Annotated in this window: 27 protein-coding genes; 17 read left to right on the top strand and 10 right to left on the bottom strand. The window is 72.1% G+C overall.

Annotated elements, in window-relative coordinates:
• Nucleotides 1-10: 10 nt before the first annotated feature.
• From AB0K10_RS10390 to AB0K10_RS10380, 3 genes are read right to left on the bottom strand one after another with little or no spacing between them, the layout of a single operon-like run.
• Nucleotides 11-742, bottom strand: coding sequence for an ABC transporter ATP-binding protein (locus AB0K10_RS10390; RefSeq protein ID WP_363681952.1), 732 nt, complete (start codon nucleotides 740-742; stop codon nucleotides 11-13).
• Nucleotides 715-1,548 carry an ABC transporter permease subunit gene (locus AB0K10_RS10385; protein WP_363681950.1) on the bottom strand — a complete coding sequence of 278 codons (834 nt, stop codon included), beginning with the start codon at nucleotides 1,546-1,548 and terminating at the stop codon, nucleotides 715-717. The genes AB0K10_RS10390 and AB0K10_RS10385 overlap by 28 nt, the downstream gene beginning before the upstream one ends.
• Nucleotides 1,545-2,522, bottom strand: a complete 978-nt coding sequence (locus AB0K10_RS10380) for an aliphatic sulfonate ABC transporter substrate-binding protein (protein WP_363681948.1) — start codon at nucleotides 2,520-2,522, stop codon at nucleotides 1,545-1,547. Before AB0K10_RS10380 ends, AB0K10_RS10385 begins: the two co-directional genes overlap by 4 nt.
• A 192-nt stretch (nucleotides 2,523-2,714) precedes the next feature.
• Here AB0K10_RS10380 and AB0K10_RS10375 point away from each other — a divergent pair, with 192 nt between their 5' ends.
• The 7 genes from AB0K10_RS10375 (at nucleotide 2,715) to AB0K10_RS10345 (ending at nucleotide 8,991) form a co-directional block, all read left to right on the top strand.
• A complete protein-coding gene (locus tag AB0K10_RS10375; RefSeq protein WP_363681946.1) occupies nucleotides 2,715-3,905 on the top strand; it encodes an LLM class flavin-dependent oxidoreductase in 1,191 nt (396 codons plus the stop codon).
• Between the two features lie 352 nt (nucleotides 3,906-4,257).
• A complete protein-coding gene (locus AB0K10_RS10370; protein ID WP_007461188.1) occupies nucleotides 4,258-4,560 on the top strand; it encodes an urease subunit gamma in 303 nt (100 codons plus the stop codon).
• The gene (locus AB0K10_RS10365; protein ID WP_363681944.1) at nucleotides 4,557-4,922 is read left to right on the top strand and encodes an urease subunit beta; all 366 of its coding nucleotides are present in this window, start codon (nucleotides 4,557-4,559) and stop codon (nucleotides 4,920-4,922) included. The genes AB0K10_RS10370 and AB0K10_RS10365 overlap by 4 nt, the downstream gene beginning before the upstream one ends.
• On the top strand, nucleotides 4,919-6,622 hold the full coding sequence (locus tag AB0K10_RS10360; protein ID WP_363681943.1) for an urease subunit alpha: 1,704 nt from the start codon (nucleotides 4,919-4,921) through the stop codon (nucleotides 6,620-6,622). Before AB0K10_RS10365 ends, AB0K10_RS10360 begins: the two co-directional genes overlap by 4 nt.
• Nucleotides 6,622-7,497, top strand: a complete 876-nt coding sequence (locus tag AB0K10_RS10355) for an urease accessory UreF family protein (RefSeq protein WP_363681941.1) — start codon at nucleotides 6,622-6,624, stop codon at nucleotides 7,495-7,497. Before AB0K10_RS10360 ends, AB0K10_RS10355 begins: the two co-directional genes overlap by 1 nt.
• A complete protein-coding gene (ureG, locus tag AB0K10_RS10350) occupies nucleotides 7,487-8,266 on the top strand; it encodes an urease accessory protein UreG (protein WP_363681939.1) in 780 nt (259 codons plus the stop codon). The genes AB0K10_RS10355 and ureG overlap by 11 nt, the downstream gene beginning before the upstream one ends.
• Nucleotides 8,266-8,991 (top strand): urease accessory protein UreD, encoded by a 726-nt coding sequence (locus AB0K10_RS10345; RefSeq protein WP_363681937.1) that lies wholly within the window; start codon nucleotides 8,266-8,268, stop codon nucleotides 8,989-8,991. The genes ureG and AB0K10_RS10345 overlap by 1 nt, the downstream gene beginning before the upstream one ends.
• A 155-nt stretch (nucleotides 8,992-9,146) precedes the next feature.
• Here the strand turns inward: AB0K10_RS10345 and AB0K10_RS10340 are convergent, their stop codons facing one another.
• Nucleotides 9,147-9,656 (bottom strand): GNAT family N-acetyltransferase, encoded by a 510-nt coding sequence (locus AB0K10_RS10340; protein WP_363681935.1) that lies wholly within the window; start codon nucleotides 9,654-9,656, stop codon nucleotides 9,147-9,149.
• Nucleotides 9,657-9,710: 54 nt separating this feature from the next.
• Between AB0K10_RS10340 and AB0K10_RS10335 the strand changes: the two genes are divergently transcribed.
• Nucleotides 9,711-10,313 (top strand): TetR/AcrR family transcriptional regulator, encoded by a 603-nt coding sequence (locus AB0K10_RS10335; RefSeq protein WP_363681933.1) that lies wholly within the window; start codon nucleotides 9,711-9,713, stop codon nucleotides 10,311-10,313.
• 260 nt (nucleotides 10,314-10,573) lie between these two features.
• Entirely contained in the window at nucleotides 10,574-10,948 is a 375-nt protein-coding gene (locus tag AB0K10_RS10330; RefSeq protein ID WP_363681931.1) for a cupin domain-containing protein, read from the top strand.
• 14 nt (nucleotides 10,949-10,962) lie between these two features.
• On the opposite strand, the gene AB0K10_RS10325 is transcribed toward AB0K10_RS10330, so the two are convergent.
• On the bottom strand, nucleotides 10,963-11,427 hold the full coding sequence (locus AB0K10_RS10325) for a MarR family transcriptional regulator (protein ID WP_363681929.1): 465 nt from the start codon (nucleotides 11,425-11,427) through the stop codon (nucleotides 10,963-10,965).
• Between the two features lie 96 nt (nucleotides 11,428-11,523).
• On the opposite strand from AB0K10_RS10325, the gene AB0K10_RS10320 reads away from it, so the two are divergent.
• The 7 genes from AB0K10_RS10320 (at nucleotide 11,524) to AB0K10_RS10290 (ending at nucleotide 18,433) form a co-directional block, all read left to right on the top strand.
• On the top strand, nucleotides 11,524-12,606 hold the full coding sequence (locus tag AB0K10_RS10320; protein ID WP_363681927.1) for a substrate-binding domain-containing protein: 1,083 nt from the start codon (nucleotides 11,524-11,526) through the stop codon (nucleotides 12,604-12,606).
• Between the two features lie 405 nt (nucleotides 12,607-13,011).
• Complete coding sequence (gene urtA / locus AB0K10_RS10315) at nucleotides 13,012-14,256, top strand: urea ABC transporter substrate-binding protein (RefSeq protein WP_363681925.1); 1,245 nt, start codon at nucleotides 13,012-13,014, stop codon at nucleotides 14,254-14,256.
• A 75-nt stretch (nucleotides 14,257-14,331) separates the two neighbouring features.
• Nucleotides 14,332-15,219, top strand: a complete 888-nt coding sequence (urtB, locus tag AB0K10_RS10310; protein WP_363681923.1) for an urea ABC transporter permease subunit UrtB — start codon at nucleotides 14,332-14,334, stop codon at nucleotides 15,217-15,219.
• Nucleotides 15,216-16,403: an urea ABC transporter permease subunit UrtC gene (urtC, locus tag AB0K10_RS10305; protein ID WP_363681921.1), complete on the top strand. Its 1,188-nt coding sequence runs from the start codon at nucleotides 15,216-15,218 to the stop codon at nucleotides 16,401-16,403. Before urtB ends, urtC begins: the two co-directional genes overlap by 4 nt.
• On the top strand, nucleotides 16,400-17,233 hold the full coding sequence (gene urtD / locus AB0K10_RS10300; RefSeq protein WP_363681919.1) for an urea ABC transporter ATP-binding protein UrtD: 834 nt from the start codon (nucleotides 16,400-16,402) through the stop codon (nucleotides 17,231-17,233). The genes urtC and urtD overlap by 4 nt, the downstream gene beginning before the upstream one ends.
• Entirely contained in the window at nucleotides 17,230-17,925 is a 696-nt protein-coding gene (gene urtE / locus AB0K10_RS10295) for an urea ABC transporter ATP-binding subunit UrtE (RefSeq protein WP_266243402.1), read from the top strand. The genes urtD and urtE overlap by 4 nt, the downstream gene beginning before the upstream one ends.
• 40 nt (nucleotides 17,926-17,965) lie before the next feature.
• Nucleotides 17,966-18,433, top strand: a complete 468-nt coding sequence (locus AB0K10_RS10290) for a molybdenum cofactor biosysynthesis protein (protein WP_363681917.1) — start codon at nucleotides 17,966-17,968, stop codon at nucleotides 18,431-18,433.
• A gap of 23 nt (nucleotides 18,434-18,456) precedes the next feature.
• Here AB0K10_RS10290 and AB0K10_RS10285 read toward each other — a convergent pair whose 3' ends face one another.
• The 5 genes from AB0K10_RS10285 to AB0K10_RS10265 all read right to left on the bottom strand — a co-directional run bounded on the left by AB0K10_RS10285 (nucleotide 18,457) and on the right by AB0K10_RS10265 (nucleotide 21,176).
• Nucleotides 18,457-18,834 (bottom strand): nuclear transport factor 2 family protein, encoded by a 378-nt coding sequence (locus AB0K10_RS10285; protein ID WP_363681915.1) that lies wholly within the window; start codon nucleotides 18,832-18,834, stop codon nucleotides 18,457-18,459.
• Between the two features lie 146 nt (nucleotides 18,835-18,980).
• Entirely contained in the window at nucleotides 18,981-19,406 is a 426-nt protein-coding gene (locus AB0K10_RS10280) for an ATP-binding protein (RefSeq protein WP_363681913.1), read from the bottom strand.
• Nucleotides 19,406-19,738, bottom strand: a complete 333-nt coding sequence (locus tag AB0K10_RS10275; protein WP_363681911.1) for an STAS domain-containing protein — start codon at nucleotides 19,736-19,738, stop codon at nucleotides 19,406-19,408. Before AB0K10_RS10275 ends, AB0K10_RS10280 begins: the two co-directional genes overlap by 1 nt.
• Nucleotides 19,739-19,896: 158 nt before the next feature.
• Nucleotides 19,897-20,733 (bottom strand): SDR family NAD(P)-dependent oxidoreductase, encoded by an 837-nt coding sequence (locus tag AB0K10_RS10270; protein ID WP_363681909.1) that lies wholly within the window; start codon nucleotides 20,731-20,733, stop codon nucleotides 19,897-19,899.
• A 50-nt stretch (nucleotides 20,734-20,783) separates the two neighbouring features.
• Nucleotides 20,784-21,176 (bottom strand): nuclear transport factor 2 family protein, encoded by a 393-nt coding sequence (locus tag AB0K10_RS10265; protein ID WP_363681907.1) that lies wholly within the window; start codon nucleotides 21,174-21,176, stop codon nucleotides 20,784-20,786.
• A 141-nt stretch (nucleotides 21,177-21,317) separates the two neighbouring features.
• Here AB0K10_RS10265 and AB0K10_RS10260 point away from each other — a divergent pair, with 141 nt between their 5' ends.
• Nucleotides 21,318-21,704 (top strand): DUF2267 domain-containing protein, encoded by a 387-nt coding sequence (locus tag AB0K10_RS10260; RefSeq protein WP_363681905.1) that lies wholly within the window; start codon nucleotides 21,318-21,320, stop codon nucleotides 21,702-21,704.
• Nucleotides 21,705-21,783 lie beyond the last annotated feature (79 nt).

Genomic DNA, 21,783 nt, shown 5'->3' with positions numbered 1-21,783 from the left:
CTCCGCTCGTTCAGGTGGTGGGAACGCCGAGTCGGTCGAGCAGGTGGCGGCGCAGCGCGCCGAAGCCCGGGTCGTCAGGCGTACGGGTGGGGCCGAGGTCGACGGGCAGCTCCGCGGCGATACGGCCGTCGTCGAGGAGCAGGATCCGGTCGGCGAGCAGCAGCGCCTCCTCCACGTCGTGGGTGACAAGCAGGGCGGCGAAGCCGTGCTCGGCGCGAAGCCGGCGCAGCAGCACCTGCATCCGCAGCCGGGTGAGCGCGTCCAGGGCCCCGAACGGTTCGTCGAGCAGCAGCAGGTCCGGTTCGCGGACCAGGGCGCGCGCGACGGCCACCCGCTGCGCCTGCCCGCCGGACAGCTCGGCCGGCCAGGCCCGGTGCCGCTCGGCAAGCCCGACCTCCCGCAACGCCCTGTCGACGCGACCGGCGGTGTCCGGGCCGGACAGGCCGAGCCCGACATTCGCCGCCACCCGCTTCCAGGGCAGGAGCCGGTGTTCCTGGAAGACCACGGCAGCGGTGCCGTGCACGACCGTCTCGCCGCTGGCGTCGCCGTCCAGGCCGGCGAGGACCCGCAGGAGGGTGCTCTTGCCGGAACCGCTGGAGCCCAGCAGGGCCACCACCTCACCCCGCGCGATGGTCAGGTCGACCCCGGCCAGCACGACCGCCGGCCCGAAGGCCCGGTGGATCGCGTGGGCGGTCAGCACCGGCGTCGCGCCGGTCAGCTGGCTCGCAGTCCGCGTCGCCATGTCAACATCCTCCTCTCCGCAACGCGCAGGGCAAGGTCGGATATCAGCCCGAGCAGCGCGTAGACGAGCAGGCCGAGGACCACGACGTCGGTCTGACTGAACTCCCGCGCCTCCATCATCAGGAAACCGATGCCGGTCTGGGCATTGACCTGCTCACCGACGACGAGGCTGAGCCAGGCCGCCCCGATCGCGAGGCGCAGGCCGAGAAAGAGCGACGGCAGCGCGCCGGGCAGCACCACGTGGCGCAGCCGGGCGGCCTGCCCGAGACCGCAGGCGCGGGCCGCCTCCACCAACCGTTCGTCGATGTCCCGGATTCCGGCGTAGGTGTTGAAGTAGATCGGGAAGAACGCGCCCAGGGCCACCAGGCTGATCTTCAACGACTCGCCGATGCCGACCCAGATGATCAGCAGCGGCACGAGGCCCAGGTGCGGCAGCATCCGGGCCATCTGCACCGGCGGGTCGACCAGGTCGTCGCCGAGGCGCAACAGCCCGGCCACCGTACCCAGGACCAGCGCCAGGACGCCGCCGATGAGCAGCCCCGCGCCGGCCCGGGTGAGCGAGTCCAGGAGGTGGACGGCGAGCGTTCCGTCGCGGGACAGTCGCCAACCGGTGGCGAGCACGTCGCTCGGCGCGGGCAGCTTCTCCGGCGCCAGCACCCCGGTGCGGGCGGCCAGTTCCCAGCCCAGCACCAGCACGACCGGGCTGACCAGCCGTCGCCACCGCCGGGTCGGCCGGGGTCGTCGGAGGTCGGGCGCCGCGACGGCCGCGGCCTCCGGTGGCGTTTCCAACAGAGGTGTACGGCTCACTGGAACACCGCGCTGAAGCGGTCGTCCACCCGGCTTCTGATGTCCACCGGGCCCGGAATGAGGTCCAGCGCGATGAAGCTGTCGGTGATGGCCTGGAGTTCGTCGCCGATGGCCGGGGTGACCGGGGCGAGCGGCTTGGCGCTGCGGTCCAGGGCGCGGCTGGTGACGTCCTCCGGGATCTTCAGCTCCGGCGCGAGCGTGCGGGCCCGCTCCTGCGGGTTCGCGATGCCCCAGTCGGTCACCTCGCGGTAGCGCTGCAGGAACGCCCGGATGTCGTCCGTGCGCTTGGCGACCGCGTCGGGGGCGGCCAGCACGTACTCGCGGTTGCTGGCCAGGCCGGTCGCGTCCGCGAGCACCCGCACGCCCGGCTGCTCGGCCAGCGCGAAGTACGGGTCCCAGATCACCCAGGCATCGACCTGCCCACTGTCGAACGCGGGTCGCCCCTCGGCCGGCTTGAGGTACTTGACCTTGATGTCCTGCAACGTCATCTTGTTGGCCTCCAGCAGCCGGACCAGCAGCCAGTGCACGTTGGAGCCCTTGTTGAGGGCGATGGTTTTGCCCTTGAGGTCGGCGAAGCTGCGGTAGCCGCTGTCGGCCTTGACGAGCACCGCCTCACCCTGCGGAATCGGCGCCGAGGTGCCGATGATGGAGAACGGGATCTTTCCGGCGGCGGCGAAGACGGGTGGGGCCTCGCCGACCTGTCCGATGTCGATCGAACCGGCCTTGAGCGCCTCGGTGAGCGCCGGCCCGCTCTCGAACAGCGACCACTCGACGCCCGGGGTCTCGCCGCGCGCCTTGACCAGGCTGAGCCCTCCGAAGCGCTGGTAGCCGATCCGCAGCTTGCCCGCCTTGCCTTCGGCGTCGGCGGACTCGCCGCAGGCGCTCACGGCGGCGCCGGCGAGCAGGACCACTGCGGTGAACGCCGCCGTCAGCAGGCGGCGACGCGGGGGATGACTCGGCGAGGGGGTACGCATGGCGGCTCCTTGGATCGGGCAGGTGCGCCGGGCCGCATCGACCGGCGTGGGGTGGCGTGGGCGGTAGCCTACTAACCCGATAGGTTTTATGGGTAGGCTGTCGCCGGGATCGTCCCACCCCTCAGGAGGTGCCCGCCTCACCGCGCGCGCCGCCCGCACCCGCACCGCCGCGCACTGGAGGAAAGAGCCCCGATGACCCTCACCTTCCACTGGTTCCTGCCCACCAACGGCGACAGCCGGGACGTCGTCGGCGGCGGCCACGGCGTGCCGACGGGGGCCGCCGGAGGCGCCCGACCGGCCAGCGTGGCCTACCTGGGTCAGATCGCCCGCACCGCCGAGCAGCTCGGCTTCGTCGGCGCGCTCACCCCCACCGGCGCGTGGTGCGAGGACGCCTGGTTGAGCACGGCGATGCTCACCGAGGTCACCGAACGCCTCAAGTTCCTGGTGGCCTTCCGGCCCGGCCTGACCTCACCCACCCTCGCGGCTCAGATGGCCTCGACGTTCCAGCGACTGTCCCGGGGCCGTCTGCTGCTCAACGTGGTCACCGGCGGAGAGTCCTCGGAGCAGCGGGCGTACGGCGACTTCCTGGACAAGGACGCCAGGTACGCGCGGGCCGACGAGTTCCTGCACGTCGTCCGCGCGCTGTGGCGTGGTGAGACGGTCGACCACCACGGCGACCACCTGCGCGTCGAGCAGGCGCGGCTGCACCGGCTGCCCGACCCGACGCCGCCTGTCTACTTCGGCGGCTCGTCCGCCGCCGCCCTGCCGGTGGCGGTGCGGCACAGCGACGTCTACCTCACCTGGGGCGAGCCCCCGGCCCAGGTCGCCGACAAACTGGACCGGGTGCGGGCGCTGGCCGCCGACGCCGGCCGGGCCCTGCGGTTCGGCATCCGACTGCACGTCATCGCCCGGGACACCGCCGACGAGGCGTGGGCACAGGCCCGCCGCCTGCTCAGCGGCATCTCCGAGGCCGACATCCAGGCGGTGCAGGACGGCCTGCGCCGCAGCGAGTCCGAGGGGCAGCGCCGGATGCTCGACCTGCACGGCGGCTCCCGCGACAGCCTGGAGGTCTCGCCCAACCTGTGGGCCGGTGTCGGGCTGGTCCGCGGCGGCGCGGGCACCGCACTCGTCGGCAGTCACCGCGAGATCGCCGACCGGATCGCCGAGTACCACGCGCTGGGCATCGACGAGTTCATCCTCTCCGGCTATCCGCACCTGGAGGAGGCGTACTGGTTCGGCGAGGGCGTCCTGCCGATCCTGCGCGAGCGCGGCCTGTGGCGGCACCCCGACGGCCAGCCGGGGTCGGCGGACCACGTCGACGTCCCGTTCGCCGGGACGTCGACACCTCGCCCGCGACCCGCGTCCCTGATCGGTGGCAGCTGAGCAACTCGACACACCGCGCACCGCCCTGCTGAACTGCCACCGATCGCCGCGCCGGTTCGTCTGCGCGGATGGACCGGGGCGGTGTCGCCGTCGATCCCGAACGGACTGTTGCCCCGGCCGGTGACGATCCTCTACGGTCTGCTGAAGCGGTGGGCGGTGCGGTCCGCATCCGACCGAACACCGCCGGATGCTCGTCGCGCGGGCCGGGATGGTGGAGTCCCGGGCCACCCCGTGGGCGGGAGTTCCGGCGGACGTGTGACTCCAGCTCGTACCCCGGGTGACTGCTGCCCGGCGAGGCTCCACGCGGAGCCGACGGCGAGCCGGACACGCCGATCACCACCGGAGAGTCCCCGTGTTCCTCAGCCCCCACGAGCAGGACCGCCTGCTCGTCCACGTCGCGGCCGATGTCGCCCGGCGCCGCCGCGAACGCGGCCTGCGCCTCAACTATCCCGAAGCCGTCGCGATGATCACCGCCTTCCTGCTCGAAGGGGCCCGCGACGGCCGGTCGGTGGTCGACCTCATGTCGGCCGGCCGGACCGTGCTCGGCCGCGACGACGTCCAGGACGGCATCCCCGAGCTGCTGAGGGAGGTGCAGGTGGAGGCCACGTTCCCGGACGGCACCAAGCTCGTGACGGTGCACCACCCGATCCCGTGATCCCCGGAGAGATCCTGCCGGCGGCCAGCCCGGTGGAGATCAACGTGGGCCGGCCGGTGACCACACTGGTCGTGGTCAACACCGCCGACCGGCCGGTGCAGGTGGGCTCGCACTACCACTTCGCCGAGACCAACCCGGCCCTGAACTTCGACCGGGACGCCGCCTGGGGGCAGCGCCTCGCCGTACCGGCGGGCACCTCGGTCCGTTTCGAGCCGGGCGTGAGCCGCAGCGTGGACCTGGTCCCGCTCGGCGGCGCGCGCATCGTGCCGGGCCTGCGCGGGGAGTGCGCCGGCCCGCTGGACGACGCATCCCGGGCCATGTTGGCGAGCGACGTGCCGGCGAGCGACGGGCCGGCGCGGTGAGCGCCGTGCGGCGGGACCGCTACATCGACCTGTACGGACCCACCACCGGCGACCGCATCCGGCTGGCCGACACGAGCCTGCTGATCGAGGTGGAGACCGACCACTGCGTCGGCGGCGACGAGGCCGTCTTCGGCGGTGGGAAGGTGATCCGCGAGTCGATGGGACAGTCGCGGGCCACCCGCGCCGAGGGAGCCCTCGACACCGTCATCACCGGCGCCGTGGTGCTCGACCACTGGGGTGTGGTCAAGGCCGACGTGGGGCTGCGGGACGGGCGGATCGTCGCCCTCGGCCGGGCCGGCAACCCGGACACCATGCCCGGCGTCCACCCCGACCTGGTCATCGGCCCGGCCACCGAGGTGATCGCCGGCAACGGCCGGATCCTCACCGCCGGCGCGGTCGACACCCACGTGCACTTCATCTGCCCGCAGATCGTCACCGAGGCGCTCGCCAGCGGCATCACCACGCTCGTCGGCGGCGGCACCGGTCCCGCCGAGGGCACCCGGGCCACCACTGTCACCCCGAACGCCTGGCACCTGGCCCGGATGCACGAGGCGCTGGACACGCTGCCGGTCAACGTGCTGCTGCTCGGCAAGGGCAACACCGTCTCCACCGAGGCGCTCTGGGAACAGCTGCGGGCCGGCGCGGGCGGTTTCAAACTGCACGAGGACTGGGGCACCACACCGGCGGCGATCGACGCCTGCCTGCGGGTGGCGGACGCCTCCGGGGTGCAGGTGTCGATCCACACCGACACCCTCAACGAGGCCGGGTTCGTGGCCGACACGCTGCGCGCGATCGCTGGACGGGCGATCCACTCGTACCACACCGAGGGAGCGGGAGGCGGGCACGCGCCGGACATCATCACGGTGGCCAGCGAGCCGAACGTGTTGCCGTCGTCGACGAACCCGACCCGCCCGTACACCCGGAACACCCTCGCCGAGCACCTGGACATGCTGATGGTCTGCCACCATCTCAACCCGTCGGTGCCGGAGGACCTGGCCTTCGCCGAGAGCCGGATCCGACCGTCCACAATGGCCGCCGAGGATCTCCTGCACGACCTGGGCGCGATCTCCATCATCGGCTCCGACGCGCAGGCGATGGGCCGGGTGGGCGAGGTGATCCTGCGGACCTGGCAGAGCGCCCACGTCATGAAGGAGCGGGTGGGCGCGCTGCCGGGCGACGGTGCGGCCGACAACCACCGCGCGCGACGGTACGTGGCGAAGTACACGATCTGCGCGGCGATGGCCAACGGGTTGGAGCGGGAGATCGGCTCGGTCGAGCCCGGCAAGCTCGCCGACCTGGTGCTCTGGGACCCGGCGTTCTTCGGCGTACGACCGCACCTCGTGCTCAAGGGCGGCATGATCGCGTACGCCCAGATGGGTGACGCCAACGCGTCGATCCCGACGCCGCAGCCGATGCTGCCGCGCCCGATGTTCGGGGCGTACGGCGCTGCGGCGGCCGCGACCAGCCTGACGTTCGTGGCACCGGCCGCCCTGGACGCCGGTCTACGCCTGGACGTGCGGCGGCGGGTCGTGCCGGTCGCCGACGTGCGGTCCCGGGGCAAGGCGGACCTGCCGGAGAACAACGCCATGCCGCACATCGAGGTGGACCCGGACACCTTCACCGTGCGGATCGACGGCGAGGTGGTGGAGCCGGACCCGGTGCCTCAGCTGCCGATGGCCCAGCGGTACTTCCTGTTCTGATGGCGACGTCGAGCCTGCTCCTGTTGCTGGCCGACGGCCGCTTCCCGGCCGGCGCGCACGCGCACTCCGGCGGCCTGGAGGCGGCCGTCGCCGCCGGCCGGGTCACCGACCTGGCCTCGTTGGAGTCGTTCCTGGTCGGCCGGCTGACCACCGCCGGGCTGGTCGGCGCGGCGTTCGCGGCGGCGGCGCACCGGGTAGCGCTGCCGGTCGGTGGCGCCGCCGCCGACCCAGCCCAGCCCGGCGCGCGACCGCTCGGACGCGGCCATCCCGCCGGACGGGGTCCCACGCCGGCCGATTCCGGCGGACGGTCGGGTGCGCCGGCCGATTCCGGCGGGACCGCCGCTGCGCGCGACGCGTTCGCCGAGAACGGCGGGCGGTCGGGTGCGCCGGACGGTTCCGCCGTGCGGTCACGTGCGCTGGCCCAGCTCGACGCGGAGCTGGACGCGCGGACGGCCGCCCCGGCGCTGCGGGCGGTGTCCCGCCGCCAGGGGCGGGCGCTGCTGCGCGCCGGACGGACCATCTGGCCGCAGGCGTCGTTCGGTGACCTGCCCGTCACACCCGGGGGAGCGCACCAGCCGTTGGTGCTCGGGCTGCTCTGCGCCGCCGCCGGGTTGAGCCGCACCGAGACCGCCACGGTCGCCGTGTACGGGACGGTGACCGGTGCGGCCAGTGCCGGCGTACGTCTGCTCGGCCTCGACCCCTACCAGGTCCAGGCCCTGCTGGTCGGCCTCGCCGACCTGTGCGACGGCACGGCCGCCGACGCGGCACGCGCCGCCGACGATCCACCCGAGCGGCTGCCGGCCGCCGCCGCCCCGCTCGCCGACATCCATGCCGAAGCCCACGCCACCTGGGAGGTGCGTCTCTTTGCGTCCTGACACTGTTGAGCCGACCGCTGTATCCGCCGCTGTGCCCGCCGCCGGGCCGATCCCACCGCACGACGAGACCGTCCCGCACACCCATCCCGAACCGGGGGTGGACCCACACCCGCCGCTGGCCCGGTCGGGCCGAGCGCTGCGGGTCGGCATCGGCGGACCTGTCGGATCCGGTAAGACCGCCCTGGTGGCAGCCCTCTGCCGGGCGTTCGCCGACGAGTTGCGGCTCGGCGTGGTGACCAACGACATCTACACCACCGAGGACGCCGACTTCCTCAAGCGGGCCGGCGTCCTGGACCCGAGCCGGATCCGCGCGGTGGAGACCGGCTGCTGCCCGCACACCGCCATCCGCGACGACATCGGCGCCAACCTCGACGCCGTGGACGAGCTTGCCGAGGCGCTCGGCCCGCTGGACCTGGTGCTGGTGGAGAGCGGCGGGGACAACCTGACCGCCACGTTCAGCCGGGGCCTGGTCGACCGGCAGATCTTCGTGGTCGACGTGGCCGGCGGGGACAAGGTGCCGCGCAAGGGCGGGCCCGGAGTCACGTCCGCGGACCTGCTCGTGATCAACAAGACCGATCTGGCGCCCATGGTGGGCGCCGACCTCGCGGTGATGGACCGGGACGCGCGTGCCCGCCGCGGCGACCTCCCGACCCTCTTCCTGTCGATCGTCGGCGACCCGACGGCGGGTGGGGTCGCCGACTGGATCCGGCACGAGTTGGCCCACCACGCGGCCCTGCACCCCGTCGCCACGCCGGCCGGCCCCTCCTGATGCGAGCGCTCGCCCGGCTGGTGGCCCGCGCCGACGGCCGGGGCGGCACGGTCCTGACCGAGCTGCACGGCGAGACGCCGCTGCTGCTACGGCAGACGCCGGGCGATGGTGGCGTCGCGACAGTGCACGTCGTGGGCGGGGCCGCCGGCCCGCTCGCCGGCGACGACCTCCGCCTGGAGATCGACGTGGGACCGGGAGCGGCGGTACGGGTGCACAGCGTCGCCGCTTCGGTGGCCCTGCCCGGCCGACCCGGCGCGGTGTCACGGATGGCGGTGCGGGCGGTGGTGCACGACGGCGCGGCACTGCACTGGCTGCCCGAGCAACTGGTCGCGGCGGCCGGCTGCGCCCACCTCGCCGAATCCCGGATCGAGCTGGCCGCCGGGGCGAGGCTGAGCTGGCGGGACGAGTTGATCTGCGGCCGGTACGGCGAGGCGCCCGGGAGTGCCGTCGTGCACACCCAGGTCGACTACGACGGCCTGCCGCTGCTGCGTCAGTCGCTGGCAGTGGGCCCGCAGGCACCCGGCTGGGCCGGCCCCGCCGTGCTCGGCGGGGCCCCGGCCACCGGCTCGCTGCTGGTGGTGGACCCGTCGCGGCCCGCCCAGCCCGCGACGGCTGAAGGCACCGTCGCCCGGCTGCCGTTGGCCGGTGGCCCGGCGACCCTGTGGACGGCCACCGCCCCCGACGCGCACACCCTGCGCGCTCACCTCACCGTGTGCGAGGAGTGATCGAGCCCGACAGTCGATCCCCTCGAAAATCCGGTATCGCCCTCGATCCGGGCAGGACTGTGGTGCGGAAGTGCTTCTCGTACCAGCGGGCGCCGTCCGCGGTGGCGGTGGCCCGCCGGCTTCGCGCGATCATGGGTCGTTCTCCGGGCGACATGCTAGAGCGTCAGGGTCCACGTCTGGCCGACCAGGTCATGGCCGAAGCTGTGGTGCGGCTTCTCCTCGGTGAGCGTGAATCCGGCGCCCTGGTAGATCCGGCGCGCGGAGGTGAGCACGTCGTTGGTCCACAGGACGACTTGCCGGTAGCCGACCTGTCGGGCGAAGGAGAGGCACTCCTCGACGAGGCGGGTGCCGGCACCGAGACCGCGGGCGGCCGGGGTGACCAGGAGGAGGCGCAGCCTAGCCGTGTCGGGTTGATCACCGGTCAACAGGAAGACACATCCGACGCGTTCGCCCTCGGCTTCGGCGATCCACGCGGCCTCGCGAGACTCGTCATGGCCGAGGGCGTAGTCGGCGACGATCTTCGCGACTAACGCCTCGAAGTCGGTATTCCAACGGAACTGCAGGTCGTAGACCTCGCCATGGGCCATCACCACCCAGCCAACATCACCGGGACGGTCGGCCGGGCGCACGGTGATGCTGACCGACGGCTGCTGGTCTCGCTTCATGATCAGCTTCCCAACTAGTGAAACGACTGTTTCAGTAGAAGTTAGACTACGACGGTGACCACAGAGACGACGATCCCCTCGGCGCGCAAGGTCGAACTACTGGAAGCGACCTACCGGTACGTGCTCGAGAACGGCCTGGCGCGTTTGTCTCTGCGCCCCCTGGCTACGGCGATCGGTTCCAGCCCGCGCGTCCTGGTCTTCCTCTTCGGCAACAAGGACGGCCTGGTAAGGGCAGTATTGGCCCGGGCCCGCGCCGACGAGCTCGCGATCCTCGACCAGATCGGGATGTCAGGTGACCGCGCGGTCGTCGACCTGGCCGCCGCGGTCGAGCGCCTGTGGACGTGGCTGGCCGCCGCACAGCATCAGCAGTTGCTGAAGCTGTGGGCCGAGACCTACGCCAGCTCGCTTGTTGAACCCGACGGCGCGTGGGGCGGCTTCGCCGCGGCGACGGTGAGTGACTGGCTCACCGTCTTGGCCGCCCACCAGCCGCCCCAGGAGAGGGAAAGCGCGGAAGGCGCCGCCCGGCGCACCCTCGCCCTCGCAGTGCTCAGAGGCGCCCTGCTCGACCTGCTGGCCACCGACGATCATCAGCGAGTGTCAGCCGCGGTCCACTACCAACTCAACCTGCTTCGAGGCGGCCGCATCACGGCATCCTGAGATGGTGACGGTGGAGAACGTCGACGTCGACGCGTACGCCCATCGGATCCTCGGGCCCAGGGCTTCGCCAGGTCGAGCTGGCTGATCCCTCGGCGTCGTCGTCGCCACTGCCGCAGGAGCTCCCCGACCGTGTACACGATCGTGGGAGTCTGCCCCGTTCGCGCATCCCCGCACCTGACGGTCCCGCGGCTTCTTATCCTCGAAAGGATGTGCCAACCGGAGCGACTGCCGTTCGGAATGACGGCTCACAGGAGGCCGTGATGAGTGGGAAAGATCGACCCGCGGGCATCAGTCCGACAGCCGTGGAGGGCGCTCCTGGGCTGTGGCGTGTCGACCTCCAGAGACACGATCTCAGCATCGAGGGCCGTGAGGTCATCCAGAGTCGGGTGGAATTCACGCCGGACTCACCGCCATTCAAGCACTTCCACCCCGGCGAAGAGATCATCTGCGTGCTTCAGGGATCGCTGGAATACACCCTCGAGGGCCAGTCACCGGTGGTGTGCAACGTCGGTGACGCTCTCACCGTGCCGTACGGCGTCCACCACCAGGCACGCAACGTGGGCACTGGCGTCGCCGTCGAACTGGCCACGTACGTCGTCGAGAAGGGTAAGCCGCTTCTCACCAAGGTGGAGTGACCGCAGGGACCGGGTCAGTGGCGCGAGCCGGTCGCGTCGGCGTGATCGCGAGGACGGGCCGGGTCGAGGCGGTCAATCAGGTCGTCGAGGTGGCCGATGAGGGCGGAGTCGGCCGGTACGCCCAGGTCGGCGAGGCTCGCCCGGACCCGCTCGTCGAGGCGGGCGTGTTCGCGGCGGCCCCGGGCGGTCAGGTAGGCGCGGATCCGTCGGCGGTCCAGGGGGTCGATCCGCCGGAAGACGAGGTTACGGTCGACGAGCTGGTCGACCAGCTTGGTGAGGGTGCCCGGCGGCAGCGACGCCTCGGCGGACACCTCGCTCATCGGATGACCCTGACCGTCGGCGAGCAGGCAGAGCACCCGCCACGCCTCGGTGGTCAGCTCATCGTCGGCAAGGACGGCGCCCAGCCGGCGGGAGAGCAGCCGTTCGGCGCGGGTGAGCGAGCGCAGCAGGTCGGCTGGCGCCCCGGGCACGTCTGACATGGATCTCCCTGGTCCGGTGGCCCTGCCATGTTACCGAGTCGTCCCGGTCCGTGGTGAGCTCTGGTCTTCCGACGTGGGCCGGGCAATCATGTGCTCATGTCCGCGCCGGCACCGCCGTGGCTCACCGTCGATCGGGCCGTGGTCAGCATCGCGCTGGTCTATCCGATGCGCGGGCCGGCGGGAATGTTCGGCCCGACCTGCGAGCTCTGCGCCCAGCTCGCGGTCGAGGAGATCAACAGGTGTGGTGGGGTGCTGGGCCGCGAGGTGCGGCTGGTGCCTGTCGACGGCGGCGCCCCGCCGGCCGAGGTGGCCGCGGAGGTCGAGGCGCTGGTGTCGGTGGGCGCCGTGCAGGGCGTGACCGGTTGGCACATCTCCTCGGTGCGGCAGGCGCTGGCGCCCCGCGTCGCACACCGGGTGCCGTACGTCTACACCGCCCTGTACGAGGGCGGTGAGCGTACCGAGGGGGTGTTCCTGACCAGCGAGACGCCGGACGCCCAACTGTGGCCCGCGATGCGGCTGCTCGCCGGAGAGCAGGGCGTACGACGCTGGTTCGTGGTCGGCAACGACTACGTGTGGCCGCGGCGCACCGCGCGGGCCGCCCAGCGGTACGCGCTGCGCGGCGGTGGGCGGGTGGTGGGGCAGGCGTTCCTGCCGTTGGAGGCGCACGACTTCGACGACGTGTTGCGCCACATCGAGCGCAGCGAGGCCGACGCGGTGGTGATGTTGCTCGTCGGCGCCGACGCGGTGCGGTTCAACCGGGCGTTCGCCCGCGCCGGGATGGATCAGCGCTGCCTGCGGCTGAGCACCCTGATGGACGAGAACATGCTCCTGGCGAGCGGCGTCGGCGCGACGCGGCGGCTCTACAGCACGGCGGGGTTCTTCGCGGGCCTCGTGACGCAGGAGAATCTCGACTTCCACGGCGAGTTCGCCCGCCGGTTCGGGGTGGAGGCGCCGCCGTTGGGCAGCCTGGGGGAGTCCTGCTACGAGGGCGTGATGCTGCTCGCCGCCCTGATCGGGCAGGCCCGCACCCTCGACGTGCGGGCGATCGAGACGGCGGCCGACACGGTGGCGTACCACGGGCCGCGCGGTCGGCTGCGACTGCGGCGGCGGCACGTACGCCAGCGGATCTACCTCGCCGAGGCCGACGGTCTCGACTTCACGGTGCTCGCCCAGCTCTGACCGCCGTTCCCGGCCCTTGACAGCCCCACCCGGCTCGACCCTAAGATGCTTCCTGCGTGAAGGATCTGGCCGAGGGCCGGATGCCGCGAATGTGTGTCCACCGTCGGCGGAATCTGTTCGCCGGCCTTTGTGGTGGCAATTTTATCGCAGGATTCTCCCTGGCCGGCACCGTCTTCGACTGACGGTACCGGCCATTGTGGTGGGCGCCTCAACAAGGTCGTGGGAAACAGTCAATTAAGGACTGGGAAACACTCACGCAATCAAGTCGGTCGACGCTTTCCCTGCCCGTACCCGATGCGATGGCCAGAGGCGGCGTCCACCCGTCGACCTCGGCATCGCCGACGCAGCTCCACCGGACCGCACCGACCGTCCATTCGCCACTTGAGTGCACCGCAGGGAGAATAGATGTCACTTCTTTGGAGCCGCCGCATCCTGGCGGGCGCCCTGACCCTCGTCACCGCGGCCGCGCTGACCGCCTGCGGCAGCAAGACATCCGACGAGGGCGGCGCGGCCGGCGTCACCGCCGACGTCTCCGGCGACACCGTCAAGGTGGGCCTGCTCAACTCGCTCTCCGGCACCATGGCGATCAGTGAGGTCACCGTCCGCGACTCCATCATGCTCGCCGTCGAGGAGATCAACGCGGCCGGCGGCGTGCTCGGCAAGAAGATCCAGCCGGTCGGGGAGGACGGCGCCTCGGACTGGCCGACCTTCGCGGAGAAGGCCGAGAAGCTCATCTCCGAGGATCGGGTGGCCGCCGTCTTCGGCTGCTGGACGTCGGCGAGCCGCAAGGCGGTCAAGCCGGTGTTCGAGAAGAACAAGGCGCTGCTGTTCTACCCCGTGCAGTACGAGGGTCTGGAACAGTCGCCCTACATCTTCTACACCGGGGCGACGACCAACCAGCAGATCGTTCCCGGCCTCGACTACCTCAAGGCGCAGGGGGCGAAGTCGGTCTATCTGGTCGGCAGTGACTACGTCTTTCCCCGTACCGCCAACAAAATCATCAAGGCGTACGCGGCCGCCAACGGGATGACAGTGCTCGGCGAGGACTACGCGCCGCTCGGGTCCACCGAATTCGGCACGATCGTCAACAAGGTCAAGTCCTCCGGGGCGGACGCCGTGTTCAACACCCTCAACGGTGACAGCAACGTGGCCTTCTTCAAGGAGTACAAGTCCGCCGGCCTGACCGCCGCGGTGATGCCTGTGGTGTCGGTGTCGATCGCCGAGGAGGAGGTCAAGGGCATCGGCACCCAGTACCTGGAGGGCCAGTTGACCGCCTGGAACTACTACCAGACCACGCCCGGCGCGGCGAACACGAAGTTCGTGGCCGCGTACAAGGCGAAGTACGGCGCGGACAAGCCGACGAGCGACCCGATGGAGGCCGCCTACGTCAGCGTGTACCTGTGGAAGGCGATGGTCGAGAAGGCCGGCGCGTTCGACGTCGAGAAGGTCCGCACCGCCTCCGACGGGATCACCTTCGACGCGCCGGAGGGTCTTGTCACCGTCGACGGGAAGACCCAGCACATCGCCAAGACCGCCCGGGTCGGCAAGGTCGGCGCCGACGGTCTGATCACCGAGGTGTGGAACTCCGGCAAGCCCGTCGCTCCGGACCCGTACCTCAAGACCTACCCGTGGGCGAGCGGCCTGAGCTGACGACGCCGGCCCGGGCGGGGCGCGTTGCCGCGGGGCTCGCCCGGGCCACCCGACCAGCAGTACGGAGTACCCACCGTGACAGTCCTCTTCGGTCAACTCTTCACGGGCATCAGCATCGGCGCTGTGCTCCTGCTCATCGCGCTCGGGCTGGCGCTGACCTTCGGCCAGATGAACGTCATCAACATGGCGCACGGCGAGTTCATCATGGCCGGCGCGTACACCACGTACGTCCTGCAGCAGAGCATCACCGGCGCGGGCCTGTCGCTTGTGGTCGCGCTGCCGGTGGCGTTCGTGGTCGCCGGCACGATGGGTGTGCTGCTGGAGGTCCTGCTGATCCGCCGGCTCTACGCCCGCCCGCTGGACACCCTGCTGGTCACCTGGGGTGTGTCGCTGATGCTGCAACAGCTCGCCCGCGACGTCTTCGGCAGCCCGAACGTGCAGACCCGCGCGCCGGACCTGCTCACCGGCAACGTCGCGTTGCCCGGCGGGCTGACCGTCGCCAACAACCGGCTGTTCATCCTGGCGCTGGCCCTGGCCGCCGTCGCGGCGCTCACCCTGGCGCTGCGGGTCACCCCGTTGGGTCGCCGGATCCGCGCGGTGGTGCAGAACCGCGACCTCGCCGCGGTGTCCGGAATCCCCACCGCCCGGGTCGACCGGACGACGTTCTTCCTCGGCTCCGGCCTGGCCGGGCTCGCCGGGGTGGCGCTGACCCTGCTCGGCCCGATCGGCCCGACCATGGGCACCAACCTGATCATCGACGCCTTCCTGGTCGTCGTGGTCGGCGGGATCGGCCAGCTCAAGGGCAGCGTGATCGTCGCCTTCGCCCTCGGCGTCCTCCAGGCCACCGGGGAGTACCTGACGACCCTCAGCGTCGCCAAGGTGATCGTGTTCGTGGCGATCGTCGCATTCCTCCAGTGGCGGCCACAGGGCCTGTTCACCCTGCGGACGAGGAGCCTCGCATGACCGCCGTGACGCCCGCGCCTCCGAGCACCGCCACCGCGCCGGCCCCGGCCTCGGCCGGCGCTGCGCCCCCGGCCCGGTCCGGCGGCCGTTCGCGGCTGCGGACGGTTGCCGGCTTCGCGTTCGGCGCGGCGCTGCTGTTCGCCGTGGCGCCGCTGCTCCTGTCGGACTTCCGGCTGGCGCTGCTCGCCAAATACCTCTGCGTCGCCATGGTCGCGGTAGGCATCGGGATCGCCTGGGGTCGGGGCGGCATGCTCACCCTCGGCCAGGGCGTCTTCTTCGGCCTGGGCGGCTACGCGATGGCCATGCACCTCAAGCTCGCCGACGCGGGTCCCGGTGGGATGCCCGACTTCATGCAGCTGTACGGGCAGCTCGACGAGTTGCCGCTGTGGTGGCGGCCGTTCGCCAGCCCCTGGTTCGCGCTGCCCGCCACGGTGCTGCTGCCGATGGTTGTCGCCTTCGGGCTCGGTTCGCTCGTGTTCCGCCGCCGGGTCCGCGGCGCGTACTTCGCCATCCTCAGCCAGGCCCTCGCCGCCGCGATGGTGATCCTGCTGATCGGGCAGCAGGGCACCACGGGCGGCACCAACGGGCTCACCGACATCAAGGGCTTCTTCGGGTACGACCTGGACGACCCGGTCAACCAGCGGATGGTGTACTTCATCATCGCCGGCGTCCTGCTGGCGTTGCTCGCGCTGACCCGTCAGCTCATTCAGAGCCGCTACGGCGAGCTGCTGGTGGCGGTCCGCGACGGCGAGGAGCGGGTCCGCTTCCTCGGCTACGACCCGGCGTCGGTCAAGCTGGTGGCGTACGTGGTCGCGGCCGGCATGGCGGGGCTGGCCGGTGCGCTGTTCGTGCCGGCGGTGGGCATCATCTCGCCCGCGCTGATCGGGATCGTCCCGTCGATCGAGTTCGTCATCGGGGTAGCGGTGGGCGGCCGGGCCACGCTGCTGGGCCCGGTGCTCGGCGCGGTGGCGGTGGCCTGGGCGCGTACCGCCCTGTCGGAGCGTTTCCCGGGCACCTGGACGTACCTGCAGGGTCTGCTCTTCGTGGTCGTGGTGGCGTTCCTTCCCGGCGGCCTGGCGTCGCTGTGGGCGCTGGCCCGCCGTCGCGACGTCGGCGCGCAGCCGGCGCGGCGCGGGTGGTCACCGCTGGGTCGACGTCGCGCCGAACGGACGGAGGCGGCATGAGCGATCGCACCGAGCGAAGCGAGGGCCGTGAGCGCATGCCCAGCCGGCACGGCATGAGCGGCGAGCGGTTGGACGGGTTGTCCGTCCGTGACGTGCGGGTCAGCTTCGACGGTTTCACCGCCGTCGACGGCGTCTCGCTGGAGGTGCCCGCCGGCGACATCCGGTTCCTGATCGGCCCGAACGGCGCCGGGAAGACCACACTCGTCGACGCGATCACCGGCCTGGTGCGGGCCACCGGCTCGGTGCGGTTCGGTGACCAGGAACTGCTCGGTCGGTCGGTGCACCGGATCAGCCGACTCGGCATCGGGCGGACCTTCCAGACGTCGACGATCTTCGAGGAGCTGTCGGTCGTGCAGAACCTCGACATCGCGGCCGGCGCCCGGCGCAGCTGGGTGACCCTGGCCCGCCGGCGGCGTGGGATCCCCGACGAGGTGGCGGCCGCGTTGGAGACCATCGGTCTGACCGGGCGGGCCGACCAGCTCGCCGGGACGCTCGCGCACGGCCAGAAGCAGTGGCTGGAGATCGGCATGCTGCTGGTGCAGGACGCGCGGCTGCTGCTGCTCGACGAGCCGGTCGCCGGGATGAGCCACGAGGAGCGCGACGCCACCGGGGCGCTGCTGGAGACGGTGAGCCGGGACCGCACGGTGGTGGTGATCGAGCACGACATGGACTTCCTGCGTCGGTTCGCGCGCAGCGTCACCGTGCTGCACGCGGGGAAGGTGCTCAGTGAGGGCACGGTGGCGCAGGTCCAGGCGGACCCGCGTGTGCAGGAGGTCTACCTTGGCCACCCGGTCGCCGCCGGGTCGGCCCCCAGCGGTCTGGAGGCATGATGCTGACCCTGCGCGGGGTGCACGCCGGATACGGGCGTTCAAGGGTGCTGCACGGGGTGGACCTCGCCGTCCCGCCCGACGGGGTGGCCGCGGTGCTCGGGCACAACGGCGCCGGCAAGAGCACCCTGCTGCGGGTCGCGGCGGGCCTGCTGCGTCCCAGCGCCGGCACCGTCGAGCTGGACGGCGAGGACGTCACCCGTCTCGCGCCGCACGAGCGGGTGCAGCGCGGAATGGCGTACGTCCCGCAGGGCCAGCAGTGCTTCCCGCACCTGACCGCCGCGGAGAACCTGCGGCTGGTCGCCGACGGCCGGCGCGACGGCGCGGTGGCCACGGCGGAGGTGCTGGACCTGTTTCCGGCGCTGCGCCCGCTGCTGCGCCGGCGGGCCGGGCTGCTCTCCGGCGGCCAGCGCCAACAGTTGGCCATCGCCCGTGCGCTGATCACCCGGCCGCGGCTCCTGATGCTCGACGAGCCGACCGAGGGCATCCAGCCGTCGGTGGTCGCGGAGATCCAGGAGCGGATCGTCGAGCTGACCCGGCAGTCCGGGTTCAGTGTGCTGCTGGTCGAGCAGCACCTGGGTTTCGCGCTGCGGGTGGCGGACCGCTACCACGTGCTGGAGTCCGGCCGGGTCACCTCGGACGGCGACGGCGGTGTCACAGCGGAGCGGGACGTCCGGGCGGCCCTGGCGGTCTGACCGCGCCCGGAGGCGTCCTCCGGTTCGTAGAATCCGTGCCATGCAGATCGTCGAGTTGCTGGCCTCGCCCGTGCACCGGTTCCGGGGCCGGCCCTCCGACGGTCCGACGCCGGCCCCGCCCGGTGAGCTGGTCGACGCCGTCCAGATCCGGGCCGGCCTCGGCATCGTCGGCGACCGCTACTTCGGCAAACCGGCGCACCGCGACGCCAGCGTGACAGTGATCGCCCAGGAGTCCCTGCCGGCGGGCATCGGCCTGGCGGAGGTCCGCCGCAACATCCTCACCACAGGCATCGCCGTGGACGAGCTGATCGGCAAGGTCCTGATCCTGGACTCCGGCGACGGCCCGGTCAGCCTGCGGGTCAACCGCGCGGCCCGGCCGTGCGCCTGGATGGACGTCACGGTCGGGCCGGGCGCCTGGAAGGCGCTGCGCACCACGGGCGGCATCCGCTGTACGCCCCTCGACGACGGCGTGCTGCGCATCGGCCCGCTCGACGCCACCGTGAGCTGAGCGGGACAGCCCAGTCGTGTGGGTCAGACCGGGCTGATGTGGGCGGCGAGGATCCGCCAGCCGTGCGGGTCGTCGTGGACCCAGGTCCGCGTGTAGCGCAGGCGGGCCGCGAACGGCTGACCGTCGAACACCCCGGCGACCCGGCCCAGGAAGAACGTCACACCCGTCCGGCCGACGACGAGCAGGTCCAGCTCCTCCTCGACCAGCTCCTCGATGATCGAGGTGCGGTCCCGGTGCGCGGCCAGGTCCTCGGCCTTGCCGTGCTGGCGGCCGTCGGGGCCGATCGCGATGAGCTGGTCGACGAGCAACTGGTCGAGGGCCGCGACGTCACCAGCCCGCTGCGCGGCCTGCAGGGTGCGTTCGGCGTCGAGCAGCTCCGCCTCGCGTGCGCTGTCCGGCATGGCCGTCCTCCTGGTCTGCTGCGCCCGGCGCCACCGTCCGGACTGACCGCATTGTGGCAGCCGGCGCCGCCTCGACGTGGGCGCATCGGCGCGGTGGCGCGTTCCGTGCACCCTGGCCGTGCGCGTGCTGCCCAGAGCCGCTCGACTCACAGTGCCAGTCGGATGCGGACCACGGTGCCCTCACCGGCTGCCAACACGGCCACCTCGTCACAGATCTGCTCGACGATGGCCAGCCCGCGGCCTCGTACCGCGTCGGCGGCCGGCATGCCCCGGCCGAACGCCCGCGTCGGGCCCTGGTCGACGACGTCGCAGAACAACTGGTCACCCTCGGCCCAGAGCCGGACCCGTCCACCCTCGGCGGTGTGTTGCAACGTGTTGGTGGCCAGCTCGCTGACCGCAAGCGCCAGCAGCTCCACCCGCTCGGCCGGCAGGCCCCGGGCGGTGGCGCCGGCACAGACGAACGCCCGCAGTTCCCGCAGGTCGGTCGCCACCTCGTACGCCATGGTGTCCGTCGGCAGGGCGGGCGCGAGCTGTTCGGCGACGGCGCGGGTCTCCCGCTGGTTGGCCGCCATCAGCCCGCCAGCCGCGGGTCGTCGGCGGGCGGGCGCAGCAGGTTACCGATGCCGGTGATGTCGAGGACTGTCGCGACCGGGCCGGCGGCGTTCACCGCGTACAGGTGGCGGCCGTTGGCGCGGGCCTCCTGGTGGGCGGTCACCAGGCCGTGCAGGCCTGTGGAGTCGAGGAAGCGCAACCCGCCGACGTCGACCACCACCACCGGCGCGGCGCGCACCGCCGCGGACAGCACGACCGTCAGCTCAGGCTGGGCCGCCAGGTCGCACTCACCAGTCAGCGTGACCACGATCCGCCCGGGTGTCGTGGACGTGCGGGCCTCGAAGTGCGCCATCGGACAGCAGCACCCTTCCTCGTAGCGTCAGCTGTTGTCGGCACATCATGTCATCCGTCGGCGGACCGGCCACGTCGTCCGTTCGGCGGTTGATCACGAACAGCCGTTCCGCCGCGCGGTCGAGCCCGGACGCGTGCGGTATCGGCAGGCGCGACGGGTCAGGGCGTCGCGTCGAACGCGACGGACTCGCTCAGCTCGCGCCACCGGGCGTCGGACGTGGCGAGCGCCTCGGCGACCGTCGAGGCGGCCGCCACGGCGTCGGCGCCGAGGAGCAACCGTGCGGGCGGGTCGTCGACGCGGGTGATCCGGATGATCGCCTGGGCGGCCCGGCCGGGATCGCCGGGCTGGTTGCCGCTGGTGCGGCGCATCCGTTCCACCACCGGCTCGATGACCGGCCGGTACGGCTCGCTGACCGGCAACATGCTCATCGAGGCGCCCGCCCAGTCGGTGCGCAGCGCGCCCGGCTCGACAGTCGTGATCCGGATCCCGAACGACCCGACCTCCGTGGCGAGCACCGCCGAGAAGCCGGCGACCGCCCACTTGGCGGACTGGTACGCGCCCAGCCCGGTGCTGGCGACCCGGTCGCCGACGCTGGAGATCTGCACGATGTGCCCACGCCCCTGCTCCCGCAGCACCGGCAGGGCGGCGCGGGTCAGGTTGACCACCCCGAAGAAGTTCGCCTCGATCTGCGCCCGGAAGGCGTCCTCGGACATGTCCTCGATCGCGGCCACGTCGGCGTACCCGGCGTTGTTGACCAGGACGTCCAGGCTTCCGTAGGCGTCCACCGCCCCGCGTACGGCGCTCCGGGCGGCGGCGGGGTCGGTGACGTCGAGCGCGACCGTCCGGACCTGGTCGCCGTACCGGTCGGTGAGGTCGGCGAGCTGTGCCGGGTTGCGGGCCGTGGCGACGAGCCGGTCGCCGTCGGCCAGCACGGCCTCGGCGAGCGCCCGGCCGAGCCCTCGGGAGCAACCGGTGACGAGCCAGACTCGGGGCACGACGTCTCCTCCTGGCGGGCGGCTCGCGCTGTCGCTGCTGCCGGTGGTGGCTACGGGCGGATGTCCAGCGCGCCGATCAGGTCGTCGCGCAGGGTGAACCGGTGCCGCAGCTCGATCGGGCTGCCCGCGAACTCGCCCGACACCCGCGTGCGGACCAGGTACGAGTCACCCGCCTGGGGCGTCACCCCCACCGGTTCGGCGGTGTACGAGGTGGCAGCCGTCGTCCGCTGCGCCCACGAGCGGATCGAGGGCCTGCCGTCGTACAGCCGGTCCTCGTCGGCCACGCTCGCGGTGTCCGCGAAGCAGGCGACGAGAGCGTCGACGTCGCCGTCGCCGACGGCCCGGAAGTACCGGTCGATCACGTCGGGTAGGTCGACCGCCATCTGCTCCTCCTGCGGCACGGGCCGCCGTCGGGCGGCCGGCGTGTACCGGTCCGACCTCACCGTACGAGACGGGGTCGGCCGGGCGCGGAGCAACCACAGAACCGATGCCGACGTGAAGTGGATGCCCGCGCCCTGCGGCGCAAGGGTTTGTCGCCGATGGCCCGGGGTAGCCACGCGTCTCGGCAACGGAAGGGCGGGACCATGGCCGATCTCGGATTCGTCGACAAGGTCGCGGCACGGGCGGGCGTCTCACCGACGCAGGCACGCCCGCTGACCGAGGCCGTGCTGCGGACGCTCACCGAACGTCTCAGCGGCGGCGAGGCCGCCGCGCTCGCCCCCCATCTCGCCGACGAGCTGAGCCCCCTGCTGGTCAAGGCCGCCGAACCGCCGGAAACCTTCGGGTACGACGAGTTCCTGCGCCGTGTGGCCGAGCGCGCCGGGACGGACCGGCCCGGGGCCGAACGGGGCGTGCGGGCGGTTCTTCAGACCATGCACCGGGTGGTCGGTCACCGGGAGTTCACCGATGCCCTGGCCCAACTCCCGGCGGACCTGCGGGCACTGGCCCAACCCCTGCCGCACGGTCCCTGACCGAAAGCCGCGTCACCCGGCTTCCGGACGACAGGCATCGATGGCCGTTCGGTCCCTGGCGTCCCGGTGCGTCGGCGTA

This window comes from Micromonospora sp. NPDC049274, assembly GCF_040678875.1.
In the GTDB taxonomy this organism is placed as follows: domain Bacteria; phylum Actinomycetota; class Actinomycetes; order Mycobacteriales; family Micromonosporaceae; genus Micromonospora.
Note: the sequence above shows the minus strand (reverse complement) of the source record. Positions and strands in the feature narration are given on the sequence as shown.